Raw genomic sequence first — 19,101 nt, forward strand, 5'->3', positions numbered from 1 at the left:
ATTCGCTACTTTTTTATTGAAATAACCGTTTTCAAGAGTAGCTGGAGCCATCCCTATAATTTCAAAAAGCGGATACGAATAATATACTCCCATCATTTACCCAAAAACAGATATGCAGCTATAAAGATTCCAATTCGTAACGATTTGGGTTCATAAAAAAATGAAATATTAGGATGTTATTGTTAAGCATTGTGCATTAAATGCTATGAGAAATAGGAGAATTAGGCTTTAAAATCCAGAATGGATATCGTTTCATCACAGAACTCATATTCTTTCTTTTGATTTGAACAAACGACAAGTATTCTTGATTTTAATTTTGCTCGATCGATCAAATTCAAGTACCATTCTTCACCGGCACTATCCAAATTACTTGTTGGCTCATCCAACAATACCAAGCTAGATGCAGAACAGCAAGCTAGTGCTAGCTTTACCCGTTGACGCATACCTGAAGAAAAAAATCTTATCTCTCTGTCAAGTGCATGCTCCAATCCCAATAAGCTGACAACTGTTTCTTTATCAAAAGAAGGAAGATAATTTTTAAATTTAAAATGGAAATCGATCAACTCATTTAAGGTAAATTCCTCGATCAGTTCAACGTAGGGGGCTGCAAGAGACAGTTGTTGATATATTTGATCCACACTTAAGACCTCTTCGCCATATGTGTAAATCAATTCACCCGCTGAGGGTGTCAAACTACTTGAAAGCACTTTTAGGAAAGTGGACTTCCCTGAACCGTTATGGCCAAGGATGGCATAACTCTTACCGGACTCGAAGGTATAGTTTATATGCCTAAAAATCCATTCATTGTTATACCTCCTACCAATATCTTTTAATGTAATTTTCAAATTCACTAGAATCGACAATGCGATTACATCGCTCTATTATTGAATCCCTTCATGATACCCCGGCCTGAATTCCGAATAAAATCCAAAATTTCATCACGGATTTCCGTTGCCTGATATTCAGCTTCTATAATTTCTATTGCTTTAGCCAAATTTCTGTTTTGGACAAAAAGAATTCGATAAAGATTCTGAATCTCGGCAATTTGCTCTTCCGAAAAGCCTCTTCTTCTCAATCCAACAGAATTAATACCAGCATAAGAAATCGGTTCACGTGCGGCCTTAACAAAAGGAGGAATATCCTTACGCACCAATGAACCACCGGTAACAAATGCATGCGAACCAATTTTGACAAATTGGTGAACAGCAACCATTCCAGCAAGTACAACATAATCGCCGACCGTAATATGTCCAGCAAGTGTACTGTTGTTCGAAAAAACACAATTATCACCTACTTCACAATCATGTGCAACATGACTATAAGCTTGGATCAAACAATTTTTTCCAATGACCGTTTTATACCTATCCTTGGTTCCTCTATTGATTGTTACACACTCACGAATGGTTGTATTGTCTCCAATTTCAGCTGTAGTAATCTCACCATCAAATTTTAAATCTTGAGGTTCCCCAGAGATTACTGCACCGGGATATATTTTACAGTTTTTTCCAATTCGAGCTCCATCCATGATCGTCACATTTGATCCTATCCAAGTGCCTTCACCAATGACGACGTCTTTATAAATGGTTACAAATGGCTCGATGACCACATTTTTAGCAATTTTTGCCTCCGGATGAATATAAGCTAATGGCTGTATCATCTATACTACTTTAGTTGTTATTTACTCTTACGATCTGTGCCATAAGCTCCGCTTCGCACACAATTTTCTCTCCTACCATAGCCACACCTTTCATTTTTGCGATACCTCTTCGGATCGGCTCCATCAAGTCACATCTAAAAATAACAGAATCTCCTGGAGTTACCTGCGCTTTAAAACGTGCATTTTCAATTTTAAGGAATAAGGTCAGCCAATTCTCTGGATCAGGGACCGTCTTCAAAACTAAAATTCCCCCTGTCTGTGCCATAGCCTCCACTTGCAAAACACCGGGAAATAATGGTGCACCAGGAAAATGTCCCATAAATAAATCTTCGTTCATGGTAACATTCTTCAACCCCACAACATGTGTTTCTGTCAACTCAAGAATTTTATCGACCATAAGCATGGGCTGACGATGAGGTAAAATCTTCATGATTTCTACCGTATCGTATAATGCCGGCATATTGGGATCGTAAACTTTAATTTTTTTTCGTGTTTTATCTTTCTTGATCTGCTCCTTTATCTTTTTTGCAAAAGCCACATTCGCTGCATGACCTGGCCGTGCAGCCATAATATGCCCTTTCAAAGGTCTTCCGACTAGCGCTAAATCTCCAACCATGTCCAACAATTTATGTCGAGCAGGCTCATTTTGGTAACGCAATTGATTATTGTTTAATATTCCTTCCTTAGCAACTGCAACGGTTTCTTTATGAAAAAGGTGCGCTAATTTTTGCAATTCCTCAGGAGAAGTCTCCTTGTCCACAATAACGATGGCATTACTTAAATCACCACCTTTAATAAGCCCATGATCAACCAACATTTCCAATTCGTGTAAAAAACAAAACGTACGCGAAGAGGCTATTTCCGATTTAAAATCCTCAATAGATGTTATTGCTGCATGCTGGCTTCCCAACACAGGCGAATTAAAATCGATCATACAAGTCAAACGATAACCATCCATTGGCATGCCCAGTATTTCAACTTTGCGATCTGGTTCTGCATAATGGATATTATTGGAAATCTCATAATAATCCCGATCAGCATCTTGTTCTTCAAATCCCGCTTCCTCTAACAACTTCACAAAAATAGCTGAACTACCATCGAGAATTGGTATTTCAGGACCATCAATATCAATCAGCACATTATCAATTTGTAAACCAATTAACGATGCCATCAAATGTTCAATTGTACTCACACTTGCTCCATTCTGCGTTATTGTTGTCCCTCTGGAGGTATCCGTAACATTATCCGCATCAACCAAAATTTCCGGTTGCCCCTCTAAATCCACACGTCTGAACTTAAACCAGTGATTTTCCGGAGCTGGCTTAATCGTCATCGATACAATTTTTCCTGTATGAAGACCTACCCCCGAAATTTCAACCTCGTTTTTGATGGTTCTCTGTTTTACATTCATTTCTAATAACATATTTTTAAATCAAAACTTCTTTTGACAAAACATTTATCCTTGAAGCTATTTCGATGTTCGCCATAGCCTTACTAGGAATGATTATTTCATCACAAATAAAGAACAGTTTATTTTCAATGAAAAATAATTATTTCAATTTTTTTTCTACTAACTTTTCTAACTCTTGGATTCGTTTTTCCAACTCAGGAAGACGTGCAAAAATCACATTAGAACGCAATTGCGGCTGATAAGGCATCACTGGTGTACCGCCCCATTTTTTGCCTTCTTCTTTAATCGATCTATTCACTCCTGATTGGGCTTGGATTTGAGACCCCTTTGCAACAACAATATGCCCAACAACACCAACCTGTCCTCCTAAAACTACATGTTCTCCAATTTTTGAACTACCAGAAATACCTGTTTGCGCTGCGATTACTGTATTCTTTCCAATATCAACATTATGTGCAATTTGAATCAAATTATCCAACTTAACACCATCACGCACTATTGTAGCGCCCATTGTTGCCCTATCGATTACAGTATTGGCGCCAATCTCAACATTATCCTCCACTTGCACATAACCGATCTGCGGTACTTTTTTATATGTTCCGTCTTCTTGTGGAGCAAATCCAAATCCATCCGACCCAATCACAACACCGGAATGTACTACGACATTTTCCCCAATCTTACAATCATGATAAATCTTCACCCCTGGATAGAGTGTTGTATTATCTCCAATCGTAACTTTATCGCCAATATAGACCTGTGGGTAGATTTTTACGTTATTTCCAATGGAAGCCCCGCGTCCAATATATACAAATGCACCGATATAACCTCCTTGGCCGATCTCCGCTTCAGCATGTATAAAATGAGGTTCCTCACGTCCGCTTTTGTCAAGACGAAACTCATTATACATGTTCAAAATAGTAGAGAAAGCAGCATAGGCATTCTTAACCCGTATGATCGTCAATGTCGGTTTAGTTGCTTGGGTCAATTGTAAATCTTCATTAACAATTACAATCGAGGCGTCAGTAGTATAAATAAAATGCTCATATTTTGGATTTGACAAAAAAGAAAGATCGCCTTTTTTACCTTCCTCAATTTTGGCAAGGTTACCTACAGTAACTTCTGGATTTCCTTCAATCCGTCCTTCTAATAATGTCCCTATTTGTTGAGCAGTAAATTGCATGGTACAAATCTATGTTTTTTTATTAAAAAATAACTACTTGATGGAAGTAATTGCAACATATCCCACCTCTTTTGGATAACATAAGGAATATTTAGCTACATTTTTCGATAGCGCTTCTAAATTCCCTAGATCAGAAGCCTCTGTTATATCGACGAGCTCGCCCGATTTCAATAATATTTTAATTTGATCCCTGGAAGAATTATAGGCCCGGTTTTGAATTTCCTGCATAAATACATAATAATGAATATCCTCTTGAGCCACTCCCATCTCAGCTTGTACTTTCGCCTTTACTAAATCAACATATTCTGGCAAGAATGGCTTATCACTCATGACAGATCGATATAGATTACGTTTCATAACACGCTGGCACATTGTACTTAAAATCGAATCCTCATGACGTTCCCATGTTTTTATGGCTGACATAATATCCGTATCATCTAAACGAGTAAACCAATCCAAATGTAACGAGTCATCCAAAAAGTTAGTTTTGTTGACCTGCTGGCTTAAAAACCAATGAAAAGCCGGGGTAGAAAAGAGCTTATGGCCAGCAGCCGTCAAATATTTTGCCCGCTGCAGAATTTTAATCAATAACTGTTCAGCACCGATAACGGTCTTGTGTAAATATACTTGCCAATACATCAACCGCCGCGCAATCAGAAATTTCTCCACAGAATAAAGCGCTTTATACTCCACTACTATTTCATCGTCCACCACATTGAGCATTTTTATAATACGGTCAAATGAGATAACGCCTTCCGATACGCCTGTAAAAAAACTATCTCTATTGAGGTAGTCCATTCGATCAACATCCAATTGGCTCGACACCAATTGATGAAGAAATTTACGTTCGTATTTATTATTAAAGATTGTAATTGCTAGACTTAGTCTTCCACCCAAATCATTATTGATTCGATCCATTAAAAGGGAAGACAATAGCTCATGAGAAACTCCTTCAATCAAACTATGCTCCAAGGAATGTGAAAAAGGGCCGTGACCTATATCATGCAGCAATATTGCCGACAGAACAGCCTCCTCTTCATCCGCTGAAATTATAACACCTTTACTCCTCAAAGTTTCCAAAGCCATCGACATCAAATGCATCGCTCCTATGGCGTGCTGAAAACGAGTATGCAACGCTCCGGGATAGACAAGATGCGTCATGCTCACCTGCTTAATATAGCGGAGCCTTTGGAAATAAGGGTGTTGCACTAGGTCAAAGACCAATCCTGTAGGAATAGCGACAAATCCATATACCGGATCATTAATAATTTTATTTTTGTTCAATGTGGAGACAAATTAATACGATCATCAACACTATAAATATGAAACCGAGCCCTTTAATCATGAACTACTGGTTAACACTAGTATAAACTTAAAACAAAGATAGTTAGTTCATCGTTAATAAATGTTAAAAATAAAATCTGAAGCACGATATTTGCTTATGTTAGCATGAGATCGAAAATCCGATCCTCCCCTCTACTACTAATAGACATATAATAACAAGATGCAAAAAACACATATTCTTTGGGCTGACGATGAAATTGACTTTCTAAAACCACACATTTTATTTTTAGAAAGCAAAGGTTACAAAGTTGACACAGTCAATAATGGAAATGATGCCGTTGAAGCCTTTAAAAATGGTTTTTTCCACCTCGTTTTCTTAGACGAAAATATGCCTGGGCTAACCGGGCTCGAAACACTTGCTATACTCAAATCGATCAACCCTACTGTCCCCGTTGTTCTGGTCACAAAAAATGAAGAAGAACATGTCATGGAAGATGCCATCGGCTCCAAAATAGATGATTATCTTATCAAGCCGGTCAACCCCAAGCAGATCTTGATGACAATAAAAAAATTAACGGAGAACAAACGTCTTGTCAATGAGAAAACATCCATGGCCTATCAACAAGACTTCCGCAATTTGGGGATGATCCTGAATGACAATCTGGATTTCAACCAATGGTCAGAAGTTTACAAAAAACTTGTCTACTGGGAATTATCCCTCGAAAAGCTTGAAGATAACAATATGCATGAAATTCTGACGATGCAAAAATCCGAAGCAAACATGCAATTCTCAAAATTTATAGAAAACAACTATATACAGTGGATTAATCGTCCCGAAAACGCGCCCATTCTTTCACACCAGCTATTTAAGAAAAAGGTATTTCCGACCATAGAAGATGATACACCGACATTTTTCTTTCTAATAGACAATTTGCGTTTCGATCAATGGAAAATTATCAATGAGGTGATCACCGACTATTTTAGACTTGAGGAGGAGATAAACTATTACAGTATTTTACCAACAGCAACACAATATGCTAGAAATGCCATCTTTAGTGGATTAACTCCACTGGAAATGGAAAAACGCTTCCCGAAATTATGGCAAAACGATGAAGATGAAGGTGGCAAGAATTTATATGAGGATAAATTTTTGGAAGATCAGATCAAGCGACTTTACCGCAAGTCCATAAAACACTCCTACACGAAAATTTTGACCCTGGAACAAGGAAAGGATGTGTTAGACAATCTCGGTAATATGATGCACAATCAACTGAATGTGTTGGTGTATAACTTTGTTGATATGCTTTCTCACGCACGTACGGACAGCTCTATGATTCGTGAATTAGCAAACGACGAAGCAGCGTATCGCTCTCTCACTTTGTCATGGTTTGAACACTCACCTTTATTAGAGGCTATAAAATGGCTCTCACAAAAGAAAGTTCGTGTGATTATTACAACCGACCATGGCACGATACGTGTAAAAAAGCCAAGTAAAATCGTTGGTGATCGAAATACAAATACAAATTTGAGATATAAGCAAGGGAAAAATCTGAACTATATTGACAAAGATGTTTTTGCTATCAAAAATCCCCACGAGGCACAGTTGCCTAAACTTCATGTTAGTTCAACATACGTTTTTGCCAAAGAAGATTCGTATTTTGTTTACCCCAACAACTACAATCAATTTGTCAATTACTTTAACGGAACATTCCAACATGGAGGAATCTCTTTGGAAGAAATGATTATCCCCTTTGCGACATACTTACCGAAATAGTAATTTTGCAACATGGAAATTATTGTAAATACGACAGCGGATCTATCTCAAGCGGCTCAGACACTTTTAAATAGTTTTTCAAAGGACCGGATTTTTCTATTATATGGTTCAATGGGAGCAGGAAAGACAACTTTTGTAAAACACCTGTGCAAACAATTGAATGTACAAGATAGTACATCTAGTCCAACATTCTCTATTGTTAATGAATATGAGTCTCCCGTTGGACCCATATATCACTTTGATTTTTACCGCATTAAAGATGAACAGGAGGCTTTCGATTTTGGCTATGAAGAATATTTCTATTCAGGTGCATATTGCTTTGTTGAATGGCCAGAGAAAATCCCCAATTTACTTCCTGAAGAAGCAAAAGAGATACATATTAGCATCATAGATGCAACAACACGTAAAATTTCTATTCGTTAACTACCTTTTTTCGACTCCCTACTATGGCTCATTTATCATCTTGTCAATATATTCCATCTGATATCCATGTGCCCGGATTAGCGGCTATACACGCCGAACACCTTAGCTTTTCCTTTCATGAGAACAATGTGCAGTTTGCTGTTGAAAATAGTTCTTTCGATATCGATGAAGGAAAAATAACAGCGATCATTGGTGAATCTGGCAGTGGAAAAAGCACCTTACTACGATTAATATATGGTTTATTGGAACCAACAGACGGTTCTGTCCGTTATAAGGGGTGGCAGGTTCCTACACGTAAAGACAAGTTAATTCCCGGACACGATGCGATGAAATTAGTATCACAGGGCTTCGACGATTTAAATACTTATGCCAATGTATGGGATAATGTTGCATCGCAGTTGCCAAATACAGATATTAAACGCAAACAAGACAAAACCGCGGAAATATTGCAACGTCTACGGATAGATCACCTCGCTAAAAAAAGAGTAGCAGACATCAGTGGGGGAGAAAAACAACGCGTCGCCATCTGTCGTGCGTTGATCAACGAGCCTGAAGTTTTACTAATGGATGAACCCTTCAATCAGGTTGATGCCTCTTTTAGGGATACCTTGCAACAGGACATAAAAGATATTGTTAAAGAAACTGGGCTGACCGTCATTTTAGTTTCACACGATCCTACGGAAGTACTTGCTTTGGCAGATAACCTCATTGTGATGAAATCTGGTAAAATCCTAGATCAAAACAATCCACATGTATTGTATAGCAATCCATCACACCCTTATACTGCGCAATTACTGGCAAAAAGCAATATATTACAGGTTGAGCAAGCTCAAAATTTAGGCATAACAAGCGAAAAACCAATCGCGATACATCAAGAATGGATTTCAATTAGTCCTTCTGAACAGTCTACTTTTTTTGTAAAAGATGTCCGATTCAGAGGTTTTTATTATGAAGTCGTCGTCAGCAATAATGAGATTAACTTACATGCGATTATAACATCGCAAATAATTCCACAAAAACAACAGGCTGTCGATCTAACCATATCTCACTGGATCGCTTTTGACCATTAATTGTATGCCCTAGTCTTGTGTGTCTAGCCAAGATAAAAATGCGTCAAACCATAATTTATCCGAGGTTTTGTTAATTAATCCGAAACCGTGCCCCCCCTGCTCAAAGGTATAAAGCTTGTTGGGCACTTTTGACTTGTCCAAAGCTGCCATCATTCTATAGCTATTTTCTATTGGCACAGCCATATCGTCTTTGGCATGAACAAAGAAAACCGGACAAACGTTAGAAGACACCTGCAAATTGGAAGAAAACAGCTTTATTTGGTCTTGTGAGGGGGTTTCTCCAATGAGATTTATACGCGAACCTTTATGTGTTATATCATTTTCCATAGAGATTACTGGATAAATTAATCCTGCAAAATCAGGTCTTAGCGATACATGGGAAGGATTCGCTATATAGTCTTTCTTAAACTTCGTAATTAAAGTGGAAGCTAGGTGCCCGCCAGCGGAAAATCCTATTACCCCAACTTTTCGAAGTCCGGGATGCAAGGTTCGGATCAACTGCATTGCCCGCTGGGCATCCTGAAGAGGTCCTATTGATTTGTCACGCATGATATTTGGTGAAGGCAATCGGTATTGTAAAACAAATGCCGAATAGCCATTTTTTATCAGCTCTTTTGCAACGGCATGCCCCTCATGATCCATTGCTATATGAGAATACCCTCCTCCTGGAATAACCAGTACCGCGATATTTTTATCTATACTTTTATCTGCTGTATATGCAAATAACTTTGGTACATTCTTTTCTAAATTTACCTGCTCTTTATCAGTCGAATTTGGAATAGAATCTGCATAAAGGTTGATTGCTTCCTGCGCTTTAACAAGCGAAATCAACGAACATAAAATCATAAAAATTCTTTTCATTAAAATGATATTTTAAAAGAGAGCTCCAGACTACATATACTAAAAAAAACGAATCAAACATGAACTGGATACCCCTGGTTTATAAGGAAGAAACAACTAAAAGATCCAAATCTTTCGCCGTCATATTAAATCTTGAGGCCATGTCAATATTTGTAAGGTTTCCTTGGTACAAATAAATAGAACTCCGAATACCGGGATTCTTCCAGATTGCATTTTTCAGTCCCCCGAGTTCTGCAAAATCAAGCAAAATAGACGTAAAAATATTGCTCATTGCATAAGTGGCTGTTCGTGCTACCCGAGACGCTATATTGGGAACACAATAGTGAATAACATCAAATTTCCGAAAGATAGGTTTATCATGTGAAGTCACTTCTGAGCTTTCAAAATTCCCCCCTTGATCGATACTCACATCTATCACTACAGAATTAGGTTTCATTTTAGAAACTGTTTCCTCCGAAATTATACAAGCAGAACGTCCATTACGAGCTCGTAAAGCGCCAATAACTACATCCGAACTGATCACAGCCTTGTTTAAAATAATAGGCTGTATAACGGAAGTGAAAACACGGCTACCAAGATTGTTTTGCAGGCGTCTAAGTTTATAAATCGAATTATCAAAAACCTTTACCTGTGCACCTAGCGCCAAAGCCGTTCGGGCAGCTTGTTCACCAACGGTCCCCGCGCCTATAATAACGACTTCTGTGGAAGCTACGCCGGTCACACCACCGAGCATCAGTCCCTTCCCTCCAAATGCATTGCTCAGATACTCTCCAGCGATTAAGGTTGCCGTTGCCCCCACGATTTCGCTCATCGCACGAACCACTGCCAGGCAACCGCCCTCATCTCTTAAATATTCGTAAGAAATTGCAGTGATTTTTTTATGCATTAACGCCTTTAGTACATCCAGGTTCATGAGTGAAGGTTGCTGAGAAGATAACAAAAGCTGTCTTTCTTTCATCAACTTAACTTCACTAAGCATAGGGCTACCAACTTTAATGATCAGATCTGCTTGGTACACCTCTTCCCGAGATGAAACGATACGAGCGCCCTGTTCACTATAATGATGATCCAAAAAATTGGCCCCAGCACCTGCTCCCGTCTCAATGATTACTTCATGTCCATTTTCTACCAATAATGCAACCGCTAATGGCGTCAAGCAGATCCGCTTTTCCTGAAGCGAGATTTCTTTTGGAATGCCTATAAATAAACTCTTTGCATTCTTTTTCTTCTCAAACAGCATCTCTTTTGGAGAAATCATAGCCTGACTCGCAAGCTTTCCTAACTCATTCATCTTGTAAAATTGATAGTTAGCTAAAATTACAATAAAAAATCAATCTTATCAAACGAAGATAAATTTGGTTTGGCACGGCTTTGGAATGAAACAAATTTATATACATTTGTCTAAATTAATCAGATATAATACCATGCTCAGTAAAGTCAATATAGTGCCACGATGGATCATTTTTTTATTGGACATCTTTAGTGTTTCCATCGCTTATCTCCTCGCAAATGTTATTTACTATGATTTTAACTTCGATTTTCTGCTCGACATTGATTTTAGCATTCGTTACATTTTATTTATAGCCATATGTTCTTTATCATTCTACCTCTTCAAGATGTATACTGGGATAGTTCGTTACACAAGCGCTATCGATTCCATACGTATATTATCAACGATAACATTTAGTGTTTTCGTTCTCTTGGTTATAAAATTAGTGATCCAGGCAAACGAGATAGAGCGAAACATCCCAACTGCACTCATTATCTTCTTTGCACTCTTTTCATTTCTTATTTTAACCGTATATAGAACAATTATTAAAATTTTCTTTCTATACACCAAAAAAGTCAACGGATCCAGAAAAAAGACGCTCATCTACGGTGCCGGTGATTTGGGAATTGCTGTAAAAAGAACCTTAGACCATGATGTACGATCCAAAAATGCTATTGTTGGATTCTTAGACGATAATGAGCAAAAAATTAACAAAGTTATTGATGGGACCAAAATTTACTCTTCTCAAAAGTTTAGCCACCTCATCAACACACTAAATATTGAAGAGGTCATCATCGCTTCGCACAACATTCCTTCCGACCGTAAAAATGAAATTACAGATGTTGCGCTCGAAAAAAATGTCAACATATTAACGCTCCCTCCTGTTAAAAAGATCATGAATGGTGATCTTAACCCCAATCAGATCCAAAAAATAAAAATTGAAGATTTACTAGAAAGGGAGCCGATTAAGATTAACGACGACCACATCCTAAGCCAAACGAAAGGCAAAAGGATCTTAGTTACTGGGGCAGCAGGTTCCATAGGTAGTGAGATTGCATCCCAATTGGGGAAATACGAGCCCCAGATGATTATCCTTTGTGACCAAGCGGAGTCCCCGTTACATAATCTCCAACTTGACCTTCAAGATGAATTTCCAAATCAAGTTTATCATACTTATATAGCAGACGTCCGAAGTACAAAAAGGATGCAATTACTTTTTGACACTTTCAAGCCGCATTATGTATATCATGCGGCAGCTTACAAACATGTGCCAATGATGGAAAACCATCCTTTGGAAGCAGTACAGACCAATGTCATGGGTACTAAGAATCTAGCTGATTTAGCCGTGGAATTTCAAGTTGAAAAATTTGTTTTTGTCTCTACCGATAAAGCTGTCAATCCCACGAATATCATGGGAGCGACAAAGCGTATCGCAGAAATCTATGTACAATCTTTAAACAATCATTTGGAAAACTCGTTAGGGGCAACTGTGCACACCAAATTTATCACAACCCGCTTTGGCAATGTCCTAGGCTCCAATGGATCTGTTATCCCTCGATTCAGAGACCAGATTCAAAAAGGTGGCCCTGTAACAGTTACTCATCCAGAAATTACGCGGTATTTTATGACCATTCCCGAAGCATGCCGACTAGTCCTTGAAGCTGGAACAATGGGACAAGGTGGCGAAATCTTTGTATTTGATATGGGTAAATCTGTAAAAATAGTTGAGTTAGCTAAAAAAATGATTCGTCTTTCAGGATTTAAACCGAATGAAGATATTGAAATAAAATTCACTGGATTAAGACCTGGTGAAAAACTGTATGAGGAATTACTGAATGATTTAGAGAATACCTTACCGACTCACCACGAAAAAATCATGATCGCCAAAGTCAGAGAAAATAATTATGATATCGTGTGTATGAAAATTGGCGAATTGCAACAGCGTTTAGCGACACAAAACAAAAACGAAGTTGTCTATCAAATGAAAATTATTGTACCTGAATTCAAAAGTAAAAATTCCATCTACGAACAGCTAGACAAGGAAATTGAACTATCGAATGAGTCAGAAAACCAAAGTTAATTCACTTTAAAATTTGCAAAACGCTTGCAAATTTGCTCGAAAAGTGTATTTTTGCAATCCATATTTTACTGATTAGTAATGTCTAAAAACACAAATAATACAAATCAAGGTTTCAAACCTTCAAAAGGATCTTTTTTTCAAGATAACCAAAAAAGTGTAGTGTTCATTTTAGGTGGTATCGTTGTATTGATCTTACTTTATTTTGGATATCAAAAGCTTTATCTAGATCCAAGAGCAGAAGAAGCTTCGAACCGTATGTACAAAGCAGAACAGCTTGCTACAATTGATTCTTTACAAAGTAAAGCAATCATGGGTGATGGTGCGTTTCTTGGTTTTAAACAAATTGCGGACGAATATTCCAATACAAAATCTGCCAATATTGCAAACGCCTATTTAGGAGGTTTATATTTGCGTCAAGGTAAATTCGATGAGGCTGCGAAAGCGCTTGAAAAATATGCTCCAACAGGAAGCCAAATTCTAGACCCACTCGTAATTGGTTTAACAGGTGATGCTTTTTCAGAGTTAAAAGACTACAAAAAAGCCGCTGATTACTACAAGCAAGCTTCTGAAAAATCAAGCAACTCGTATACAACTCCACTCTTTTTGAAAAAACTAGGACTTGTATATGAAGCACAAAATGACTATAAAAGTGCAGAGACTGCTTACAAGAAGATTAAAACAGATTTTCCTGAGAGTCAAGAAGCTTCAACAATTGATGGTTTATTAGGCCGTGTACAAGCACATCTATAATAGATAATTATAAAAATATAATAAAAAGAGGCTATTTGATAGCCTCTTTTTTTGTGACCATCTAAAATCACTATCTTTGTTACTATTATGGCAAGTAGCATTAAAAATTTATCCGACTTTTCGCATATCCAGGTTGCGGATGCAAGTCCATTCAAATTTGCAATCGTTGTTGCACAATGGAATGCAGAAATTACAGGTGCATTATTGAATGGTGCAATAAAGGTCTTGGAAGAGCATGGCGCTCAGGAAAGCAATATCCAAGTCATAGAGGTTCCTGGAAGTTTCGAATTAATTTCAGGAGCAGACCTCGCATTCAGAAATCAGAGTTTTGACGCTGTAATCTGTTTAGGCTGCGTCATTCAGGGTGAGACCAGACACTTCGATTTTATCTGCGATGCAGTTGCAAATGGCATTGCCAATGTAGGGCTAAAATACAATAAACCAGCTATTTTTGGTGTATTAACGACTGATAATCTTCAGCAAGCATTGGATCGCGCCGGAGGGAAACATGGTAATAAAGGTGAAGAAGCTGCTATTACAGCAATACAAATGGCTCATATTGCCAAAAAATTCTAGTTTGGTATTAATTTTGCCTACCATTCAATGATGAAAAGTATTGCTGAGCACAGCTTATTACTCAGGTACTTATATTTTGAATAAATCGATTAATAAAATATTTAGTTATCTTATTAATCGATTTTTATTTTTTCACTAGAATAAATTGTTATTGAATTGTCTTGATTGTAGTGTAAATCAGTTATACAACAGTCGGTAGTTTTATAGACAATGACGCAATGATGAAGTTTAACGCTATCAATTTTGGTACGAATTACTTGATGATTGTTTCTTTAAAAAATAGGATTATGAAAACATTATCGAATGTACTCTTGGTCGTTATACTGACGTTATTTTGTCAGTTGGATCTAGTGGCACAAGACGATAGTCTAAACAAGCAGATTTGGCAAAGTATCGGTGGCCAGGAAAAATGGGATTCTTTGCAGTTTTTGGCTTTCTCAGCAAAGGGAAATACCATCTCAGACCAGTTGTCAAACGACGAACGAAAGTTCCTGTTCAATAGAACGACTGGAGCATGTCGATTTGATGGCTATAAGGGAACGGATCAGGTGACCTACCTGTTTAATTTTAAAAACCCAGGGTCAGACAAACTCTTTATTGGAGGGAATTTATCTGCAGATGAGCCAGAGCTCAAGAAATCAATTAAAAACCAGCTATTTTCGGATCTCAATCTGCTACTTTTGCCCACCTTGATCGGGCAGAAAAATGTGCAGCTGAAAAGCCAAAAGGAAAGTTTCAGTGCTGGACAGAAATTAACGATAGCAAATATCAGCTCGTCAGGCCCTATCTTTGGTTCAAAGATTGATGGTTTGCTTTATATTGATCAAAATACCGGTGAGATTGTCCGTTACGAATACACAGATAAGGGCGAAAAAAACACCTATGAAGTGAGCAAATATAAGGAGATTGGCGACGGTATACGTTTACCCAGTTTTTTCAATTCCACAAGCAATGACCAAAAGAGTTGTATATTCTCCTCTATTTCATCTTTTGTACAGGTAGAACAGAAAAAATTTACAGAACTATAATATGATTAATTGGATAGAATTAAATACAGAAGAACAGCTACAGGAGCTTTATCAATCTGATAAAGTTGTAGCCATCTTTAAACATAGCACAACTTGTGGTATTAGCAATATGGCTAAGCGTAGTCTTGAGCGTATGTCTGCTACTTCAGACCATGATTATGCGATTTATCTTTTAGACCTTTTGCGTTACCGCCCACTATCGAATGAGATTGCCCAACGTTGGCATGTAGAACATCAATCACCCCAAATACTGATTGTTGCAGGAAAAGACAGTCTATATGACGCTTCACATGGTGATATCCAATTTGATGAGATAGAACAATACCTAACGGCAATTTGACATTATAGGCCATAACTGCTGTTCAATAAAAAATTTTAGCAAAATTTATCCCAAGCGATCTTCAACATGTATTGTATTGATCACTTGGGATATTTTATGATGATGAAAAAAGCTGAATTGGCTATTTATAAATTTCTACAGTTATTTTACCGTCTTTAGTCACCGTACCCCGATACATGCCGGCGGTATTAAAAGGCATAGCAACATGTCCATTTTTATCCAATGCGATCATGCCGCCATTACCGCCCATTTCACCAATCCGATCGATTACTTGCCGGCTCGCTTGATCAACATGTTCACCTTTATATTCCATTAAAGCTGACACCGAATATGCAGCCACGGTGCGGATATAATATTCACCCCATCCAGTGCAGGAAACAGCACAGGTATTATTGTTCGCATACGTTCCAGCACCGATAATTGGCGAATCTCCGACCCGTCCAAACTTCTTGTTTGTCATCCCTCCTGTTGATGTGCCCGCAGCCAGATTACCTGCTTTATCCAAAGCAACACAACCTACAGTACCAAATTTAGCGTCTTTATTGATAATGCCTAAACGTGAACTTTGTTTTTGATCGTGATCTAGTTGTGTTTGAGTACTATCGTCCTTTCTCACTTTCTGCAAAGCTTCCCAACGTGCTTTCGTCCAAAAATAAGAAGGATCTACAATGGCTAATCCCACTTGCTTCGCAAATTCTTCGGCACCTTTACCTACCATCATAACATGCTCAGATTTTTCCATCACAGCCTTGGCTGCTGAGATTGGATTTTTGATTGTTGTCACTCCCGCAACGGCGCCTGCAGCCAAGGATTTACCATCCATGATGGAGGCATCCAGTTCGTTATGTCCGTCATGTGTAAAAACCGCTCCTTTCCCCGCATTAAACAAGGGAGAGTCTTCCATAACATGGATAGCAGATTCAACCGCTTCCAAACTGGATTTACCTTCTTGCAACTTTTGATAGCCCATACGAAGCGCTTGCTCCAAGACAATTCTATAAGCTTGTTCCATCGAATCTGTCATATTCTTTTTCAAGATCGTCCCCGCTCCACCATGGATCGCCAAAACAAATTCTCCCTCAGTCACGGCTACAGGTTTTTTATATGATTTACAGGAGATTGTCAACAGACTTCCCATAATTATCATGGCGCATATCTTGAGATTATTCATCTTCCTTCTCCCACCATTCTGAAGATTGTAAATCATCTATCTCACGACGGTCTTTTTTCGTAGGGCGCCCTGTACCGCGGTCGCGTTTTAGGACAGGCGCATGAAATACGGATTTAAACCCTACAGTTTCTTCAACAGGTGTTTGATCCTCGTAGAATTGAACAGCAGTCTTGGCGTCAACACGACGTTCCAAAAGACCTGTCACCATCACCACTTTTTTCTCAATTCCCTTTTGGACATGGTATACATCTCCGATCTTAACTTCATAAGAGGGTTTTATATTTTGGCCTTTTAGTTTCACCCGACCTGCCTTACAGGCCTCTGTTGCCAAAGTTCTTGTCTTAAATAAGCGAATTGACCACAAATATTTATCAATTCTCAATTTTTCTGATGTTCCAGCCATAATACAAAAATAATTATATTTTTAGAATCATTATAACCAAAAGCAATTATGGAAAATTCCTATTAAACTGAGTTCACTTATTAAAACGTCTTTCATCCGTTCGCCGGAAGAGTTTAATAGCTAATTGCCGACAAGTTATCATCAAATCCATACCAACTCCTGACTGCAAGCGGGTTGTTAAAACAATGTCTGTAGCGTGAACGCACCTTAAAAAGGTGGACTCAACGTGGACTCACTGTGCACACACTGTGGTTGGAGTCAGGAGTTGATCATAATTTGGTAGGGTGTTGTTATCAGGAAAGTCTATTGCAAGGAACAATGGATAAAGTTGTTTTTAAGTCCAACTTTATCTAAGTTTGTACATCAAAATAAACTAATTCAAATAAGAAAATAAATAATATGGTAGAGCCACTTAAAAAACTGATTGAGGAAGCTTGGGAAGATAGGCAATTATTAGAATATAAAGAATATACAGAAGCCATTCGCGCTGTTATCATGAAATTAGATAGCGGTGAAATCCGCGTCGCTGAAATGATCGGTACAAGATGGCACGTCAATGACTGGATTAAGAAAGCTGTTATTTTATATTTTCCAATCAATGATATGCGCGAAATGACTGCAGGTCCTTTTGTGTTTCATGATAAAATGAAATTAAAGACAGACTACAAGCACACTGGAGTACGTGTTGTACCAGGGGCTTCTGCTCGTTTAGGTGCATATTTGGCTAAAGGAGTGATTATGATGCCTTCTTACGTTAACATCGGTGCTTATGTAGACGAAGGTACCATGGTGGATACTTGGGCAACTGTTGGATCTTGTGCACAAATTGGTAAACATGTCCATTTAAGTGGCGGCGTCGGAATTGGTGGCGTATTAGAGCCCGTACAAGCAGCTCCAGTTATTATTGAGGACAATGTTTTCATAGGTTCAAGAGCGATTGTAGTAGAAGGTATTCGTGTAGAAAAAGAGGCTGTATTGGGTGCTAATGTCGTATTGACAGCGTCAACAAAAATTATCGACGTTACGGGACCTCAACCAGTAGAATATAAAGGTTATGTACCTGCCCGCTCTGTTGTTATCCCGGGTTCTTACACCAAAAAATTTGCGGCAGGGGAATATCAAGTTCCTTGCGCTTTGATCATTGGTCAACGTAAAGAGTCTACAGACAAAAAGACTTCATTAAATGATGCACTACGTGATCATAATGTAGCTGTATAAAAGTTAAAACTAGTATAAAGATAAGATGAGTGCATTCGTAGATCGTGAGGATTTGAATAAGGCCTTGGAGACATTAAAAAACGGCGGATTAATTCTATACCCCACCGACACCATTTGGGGGATAGGTTGTGATGCCACCAATCCAGAAGCCGTGGAGAAAGTTTTCCAACTGAAAGGAAGAGATAAATCCAAAAGTCTGATCGTCCTATTACACAACGACAATCAATTAGCGAGTTATGTAAATGAAATCCCGGATGTGGCTTATCAACTTATTGAATACACCGAAAAACCCTTGACAATTGTCTATTCGAATGCCAAAAATCTTGCGCCCAATGCGATTGCTGAGGACGGTTCAATTGGCATTCGAATTGTCAAGCACCCTTTTTGTGAACAACTTTTACAACGGTTTCGCAAACCGATAATTTCAACTTCGGCAAATATCAGTGGTGAACCCACAGCGAAAGATTTTGACGAAATATCTGATGCCATCAAAGATGGGGTAGACTATATTGTCGCCTATGACAGAGACGTAACAACAGATGGGAAATCATCTACTGTCATGAAGCTGGACCCAAGTGGTAAATTTGAATTTATTAGAAAATAGC

Annotated in this window: 19 protein-coding genes; 10 read left to right on the forward strand and 9 right to left on the reverse strand. The window is 38.2% G+C overall.

The features are described 5' to 3' along the window. Positions 1-221: 221 nt before the first annotated feature. The 5 genes from HS960_RS18910 to HS960_RS18930 all read right to left on the reverse strand — a co-directional run bounded on the left by HS960_RS18910 (position 222) and on the right by HS960_RS18930 (position 5,532). Complete coding sequence (locus HS960_RS18910; RefSeq protein ID WP_310889295.1) at positions 222-851, reverse strand: ABC transporter ATP-binding protein; 630 nt, start codon at positions 849-851, stop codon at positions 222-224. A gap of 17 nt (positions 852-868) precedes the next feature. After that, a complete protein-coding gene (lpxA, locus tag HS960_RS18915) occupies positions 869-1,657 on the reverse strand; it encodes an acyl-ACP--UDP-N-acetylglucosamine O-acyltransferase (RefSeq protein WP_075990789.1) in 789 nt (262 codons plus the stop codon). 10 nt (positions 1,658-1,667) lie between these two features. Further along, complete coding sequence (locus HS960_RS18920) at positions 1,668-3,068, reverse strand: bifunctional UDP-3-O-[3-hydroxymyristoyl] N-acetylglucosamine deacetylase/3-hydroxyacyl-ACP dehydratase (RefSeq protein ID WP_172840641.1); 1,401 nt, start codon at positions 3,066-3,068, stop codon at positions 1,668-1,670. Between the two features lie 139 nt (positions 3,069-3,207). Further along, positions 3,208-4,248 carry a UDP-3-O-(3-hydroxymyristoyl)glucosamine N-acyltransferase gene (gene lpxD / locus HS960_RS18925; RefSeq protein ID WP_182330352.1) on the reverse strand — a complete coding sequence of 347 codons (1,041 nt, stop codon included), beginning with the start codon at positions 4,246-4,248 and terminating at the stop codon, positions 3,208-3,210. A gap of 33 nt (positions 4,249-4,281) precedes the next feature. Beyond that, complete coding sequence (locus HS960_RS18930) at positions 4,282-5,532, reverse strand: HD domain-containing protein (RefSeq protein WP_182330355.1); 1,251 nt, start codon at positions 5,530-5,532, stop codon at positions 4,282-4,284. Between the two features lie 220 nt (positions 5,533-5,752). Between HS960_RS18930 and porX the strand changes: the two genes are divergently transcribed. The 3 genes from porX to HS960_RS18945 are packed head-to-tail and all read left to right on the forward strand — an operon-like array spanning position 5,753 to position 8,799. Further along, positions 5,753-7,306, forward strand: coding sequence for a T9SS response regulator signal transducer PorX (porX, locus tag HS960_RS27230; protein WP_153844857.1), 1,554 nt, complete (start codon positions 5,753-5,755; stop codon positions 7,304-7,306). Between the two features lie 12 nt (positions 7,307-7,318). Continuing rightward, complete coding sequence (tsaE, locus tag HS960_RS18940; protein WP_182330357.1) at positions 7,319-7,729, forward strand: tRNA (adenosine(37)-N6)-threonylcarbamoyltransferase complex ATPase subunit type 1 TsaE; 411 nt, start codon at positions 7,319-7,321, stop codon at positions 7,727-7,729. A 23-nt stretch (positions 7,730-7,752) separates the two neighbouring features. Then, a complete protein-coding gene (locus tag HS960_RS18945) occupies positions 7,753-8,799 on the forward strand; it encodes an ABC transporter ATP-binding protein (protein WP_182330359.1) in 1,047 nt (348 codons plus the stop codon). A gap of 9 nt (positions 8,800-8,808) precedes the next feature. Here the strand turns inward: HS960_RS18945 and HS960_RS18950 are convergent, their stop codons facing one another. Both HS960_RS18950 and HS960_RS18955 read right to left on the reverse strand, forming a co-directional pair. Next, positions 8,809-9,660 (reverse strand): alpha/beta hydrolase, encoded by an 852-nt coding sequence (locus HS960_RS18950; RefSeq protein ID WP_182330361.1) that lies wholly within the window; start codon positions 9,658-9,660, stop codon positions 8,809-8,811. A 79-nt stretch (positions 9,661-9,739) separates the two neighbouring features. After that, positions 9,740-10,951 (reverse strand): alanine dehydrogenase, encoded by a 1,212-nt coding sequence (locus tag HS960_RS18955; RefSeq protein ID WP_153844853.1) that lies wholly within the window; start codon positions 10,949-10,951, stop codon positions 9,740-9,742. Between the two features lie 85 nt (positions 10,952-11,036). On the opposite strand from HS960_RS18955, the gene HS960_RS18960 reads away from it, so the two are divergent. The 5 genes from HS960_RS18960 (at position 11,037) to ytxJ (ending at position 15,704) form a co-directional block, all read left to right on the forward strand. After that, complete coding sequence (locus HS960_RS18960) at positions 11,037-13,010, forward strand: polysaccharide biosynthesis protein (RefSeq protein ID WP_227550096.1); 1,974 nt, start codon at positions 11,037-11,039, stop codon at positions 13,008-13,010. Between the two features lie 78 nt (positions 13,011-13,088). After that, positions 13,089-13,760, forward strand: coding sequence for a tetratricopeptide repeat protein (locus HS960_RS18965; protein WP_088159993.1), 672 nt, complete (start codon positions 13,089-13,091; stop codon positions 13,758-13,760). Between the two features lie 87 nt (positions 13,761-13,847). Further along, positions 13,848-14,336: a 6,7-dimethyl-8-ribityllumazine synthase gene (ribH, locus tag HS960_RS18970; RefSeq protein WP_182330363.1), complete on the forward strand. Its 489-nt coding sequence runs from the start codon at positions 13,848-13,850 to the stop codon at positions 14,334-14,336. Positions 14,337-14,623: 287 nt separating this feature from the next. After that, positions 14,624-15,364 carry a hypothetical protein gene (locus tag HS960_RS18975; RefSeq protein WP_153844850.1) on the forward strand — a complete coding sequence of 247 codons (741 nt, stop codon included), beginning with the start codon at positions 14,624-14,626 and terminating at the stop codon, positions 15,362-15,364. 1 nt (position 15,365) lies between these two features. Further along, complete coding sequence (gene ytxJ, locus HS960_RS18980; RefSeq protein ID WP_200845685.1) at positions 15,366-15,704, forward strand: bacillithiol system redox-active protein YtxJ; 339 nt, start codon at positions 15,366-15,368, stop codon at positions 15,702-15,704. Positions 15,705-15,825: 121 nt separating this feature from the next. Here the strand turns inward: ytxJ and HS960_RS18985 are convergent, their stop codons facing one another. Then, the gene (locus HS960_RS18985; RefSeq protein ID WP_228280078.1) at positions 15,826-16,911 is read right to left on the reverse strand and encodes an isoaspartyl peptidase/L-asparaginase family protein; all 1,086 of its coding nucleotides are present in this window, start codon (positions 16,909-16,911) and stop codon (positions 15,826-15,828) included. Beyond that, complete coding sequence (locus tag HS960_RS18990; protein ID WP_088159990.1) at positions 16,868-17,278, reverse strand: RNA-binding S4 domain-containing protein; 411 nt, start codon at positions 17,276-17,278, stop codon at positions 16,868-16,870. The genes HS960_RS18985 and HS960_RS18990 overlap by 44 nt, the downstream gene beginning before the upstream one ends. A gap of 399 nt (positions 17,279-17,677) precedes the next feature. On the opposite strand from HS960_RS18990, the gene HS960_RS18995 reads away from it, so the two are divergent. Next, complete coding sequence (locus HS960_RS18995) at positions 17,678-18,496, forward strand: 2,3,4,5-tetrahydropyridine-2,6-dicarboxylate N-succinyltransferase (protein WP_075990775.1); 819 nt, start codon at positions 17,678-17,680, stop codon at positions 18,494-18,496. Positions 18,497-18,521: 25 nt separating this feature from the next. Next, positions 18,522-19,100 (forward strand): L-threonylcarbamoyladenylate synthase, encoded by a 579-nt coding sequence (locus tag HS960_RS19000; protein WP_153844849.1) that lies wholly within the window; start codon positions 18,522-18,524, stop codon positions 19,098-19,100. Position 19,101: the final 1 nt, after the last annotated feature.

The organism is Sphingobacterium paramultivorum, from assembly GCF_014109745.1.
Taxonomy (GTDB): Bacteria; Bacteroidota; Bacteroidia; order Sphingobacteriales; family Sphingobacteriaceae; genus Sphingobacterium; species Sphingobacterium paramultivorum.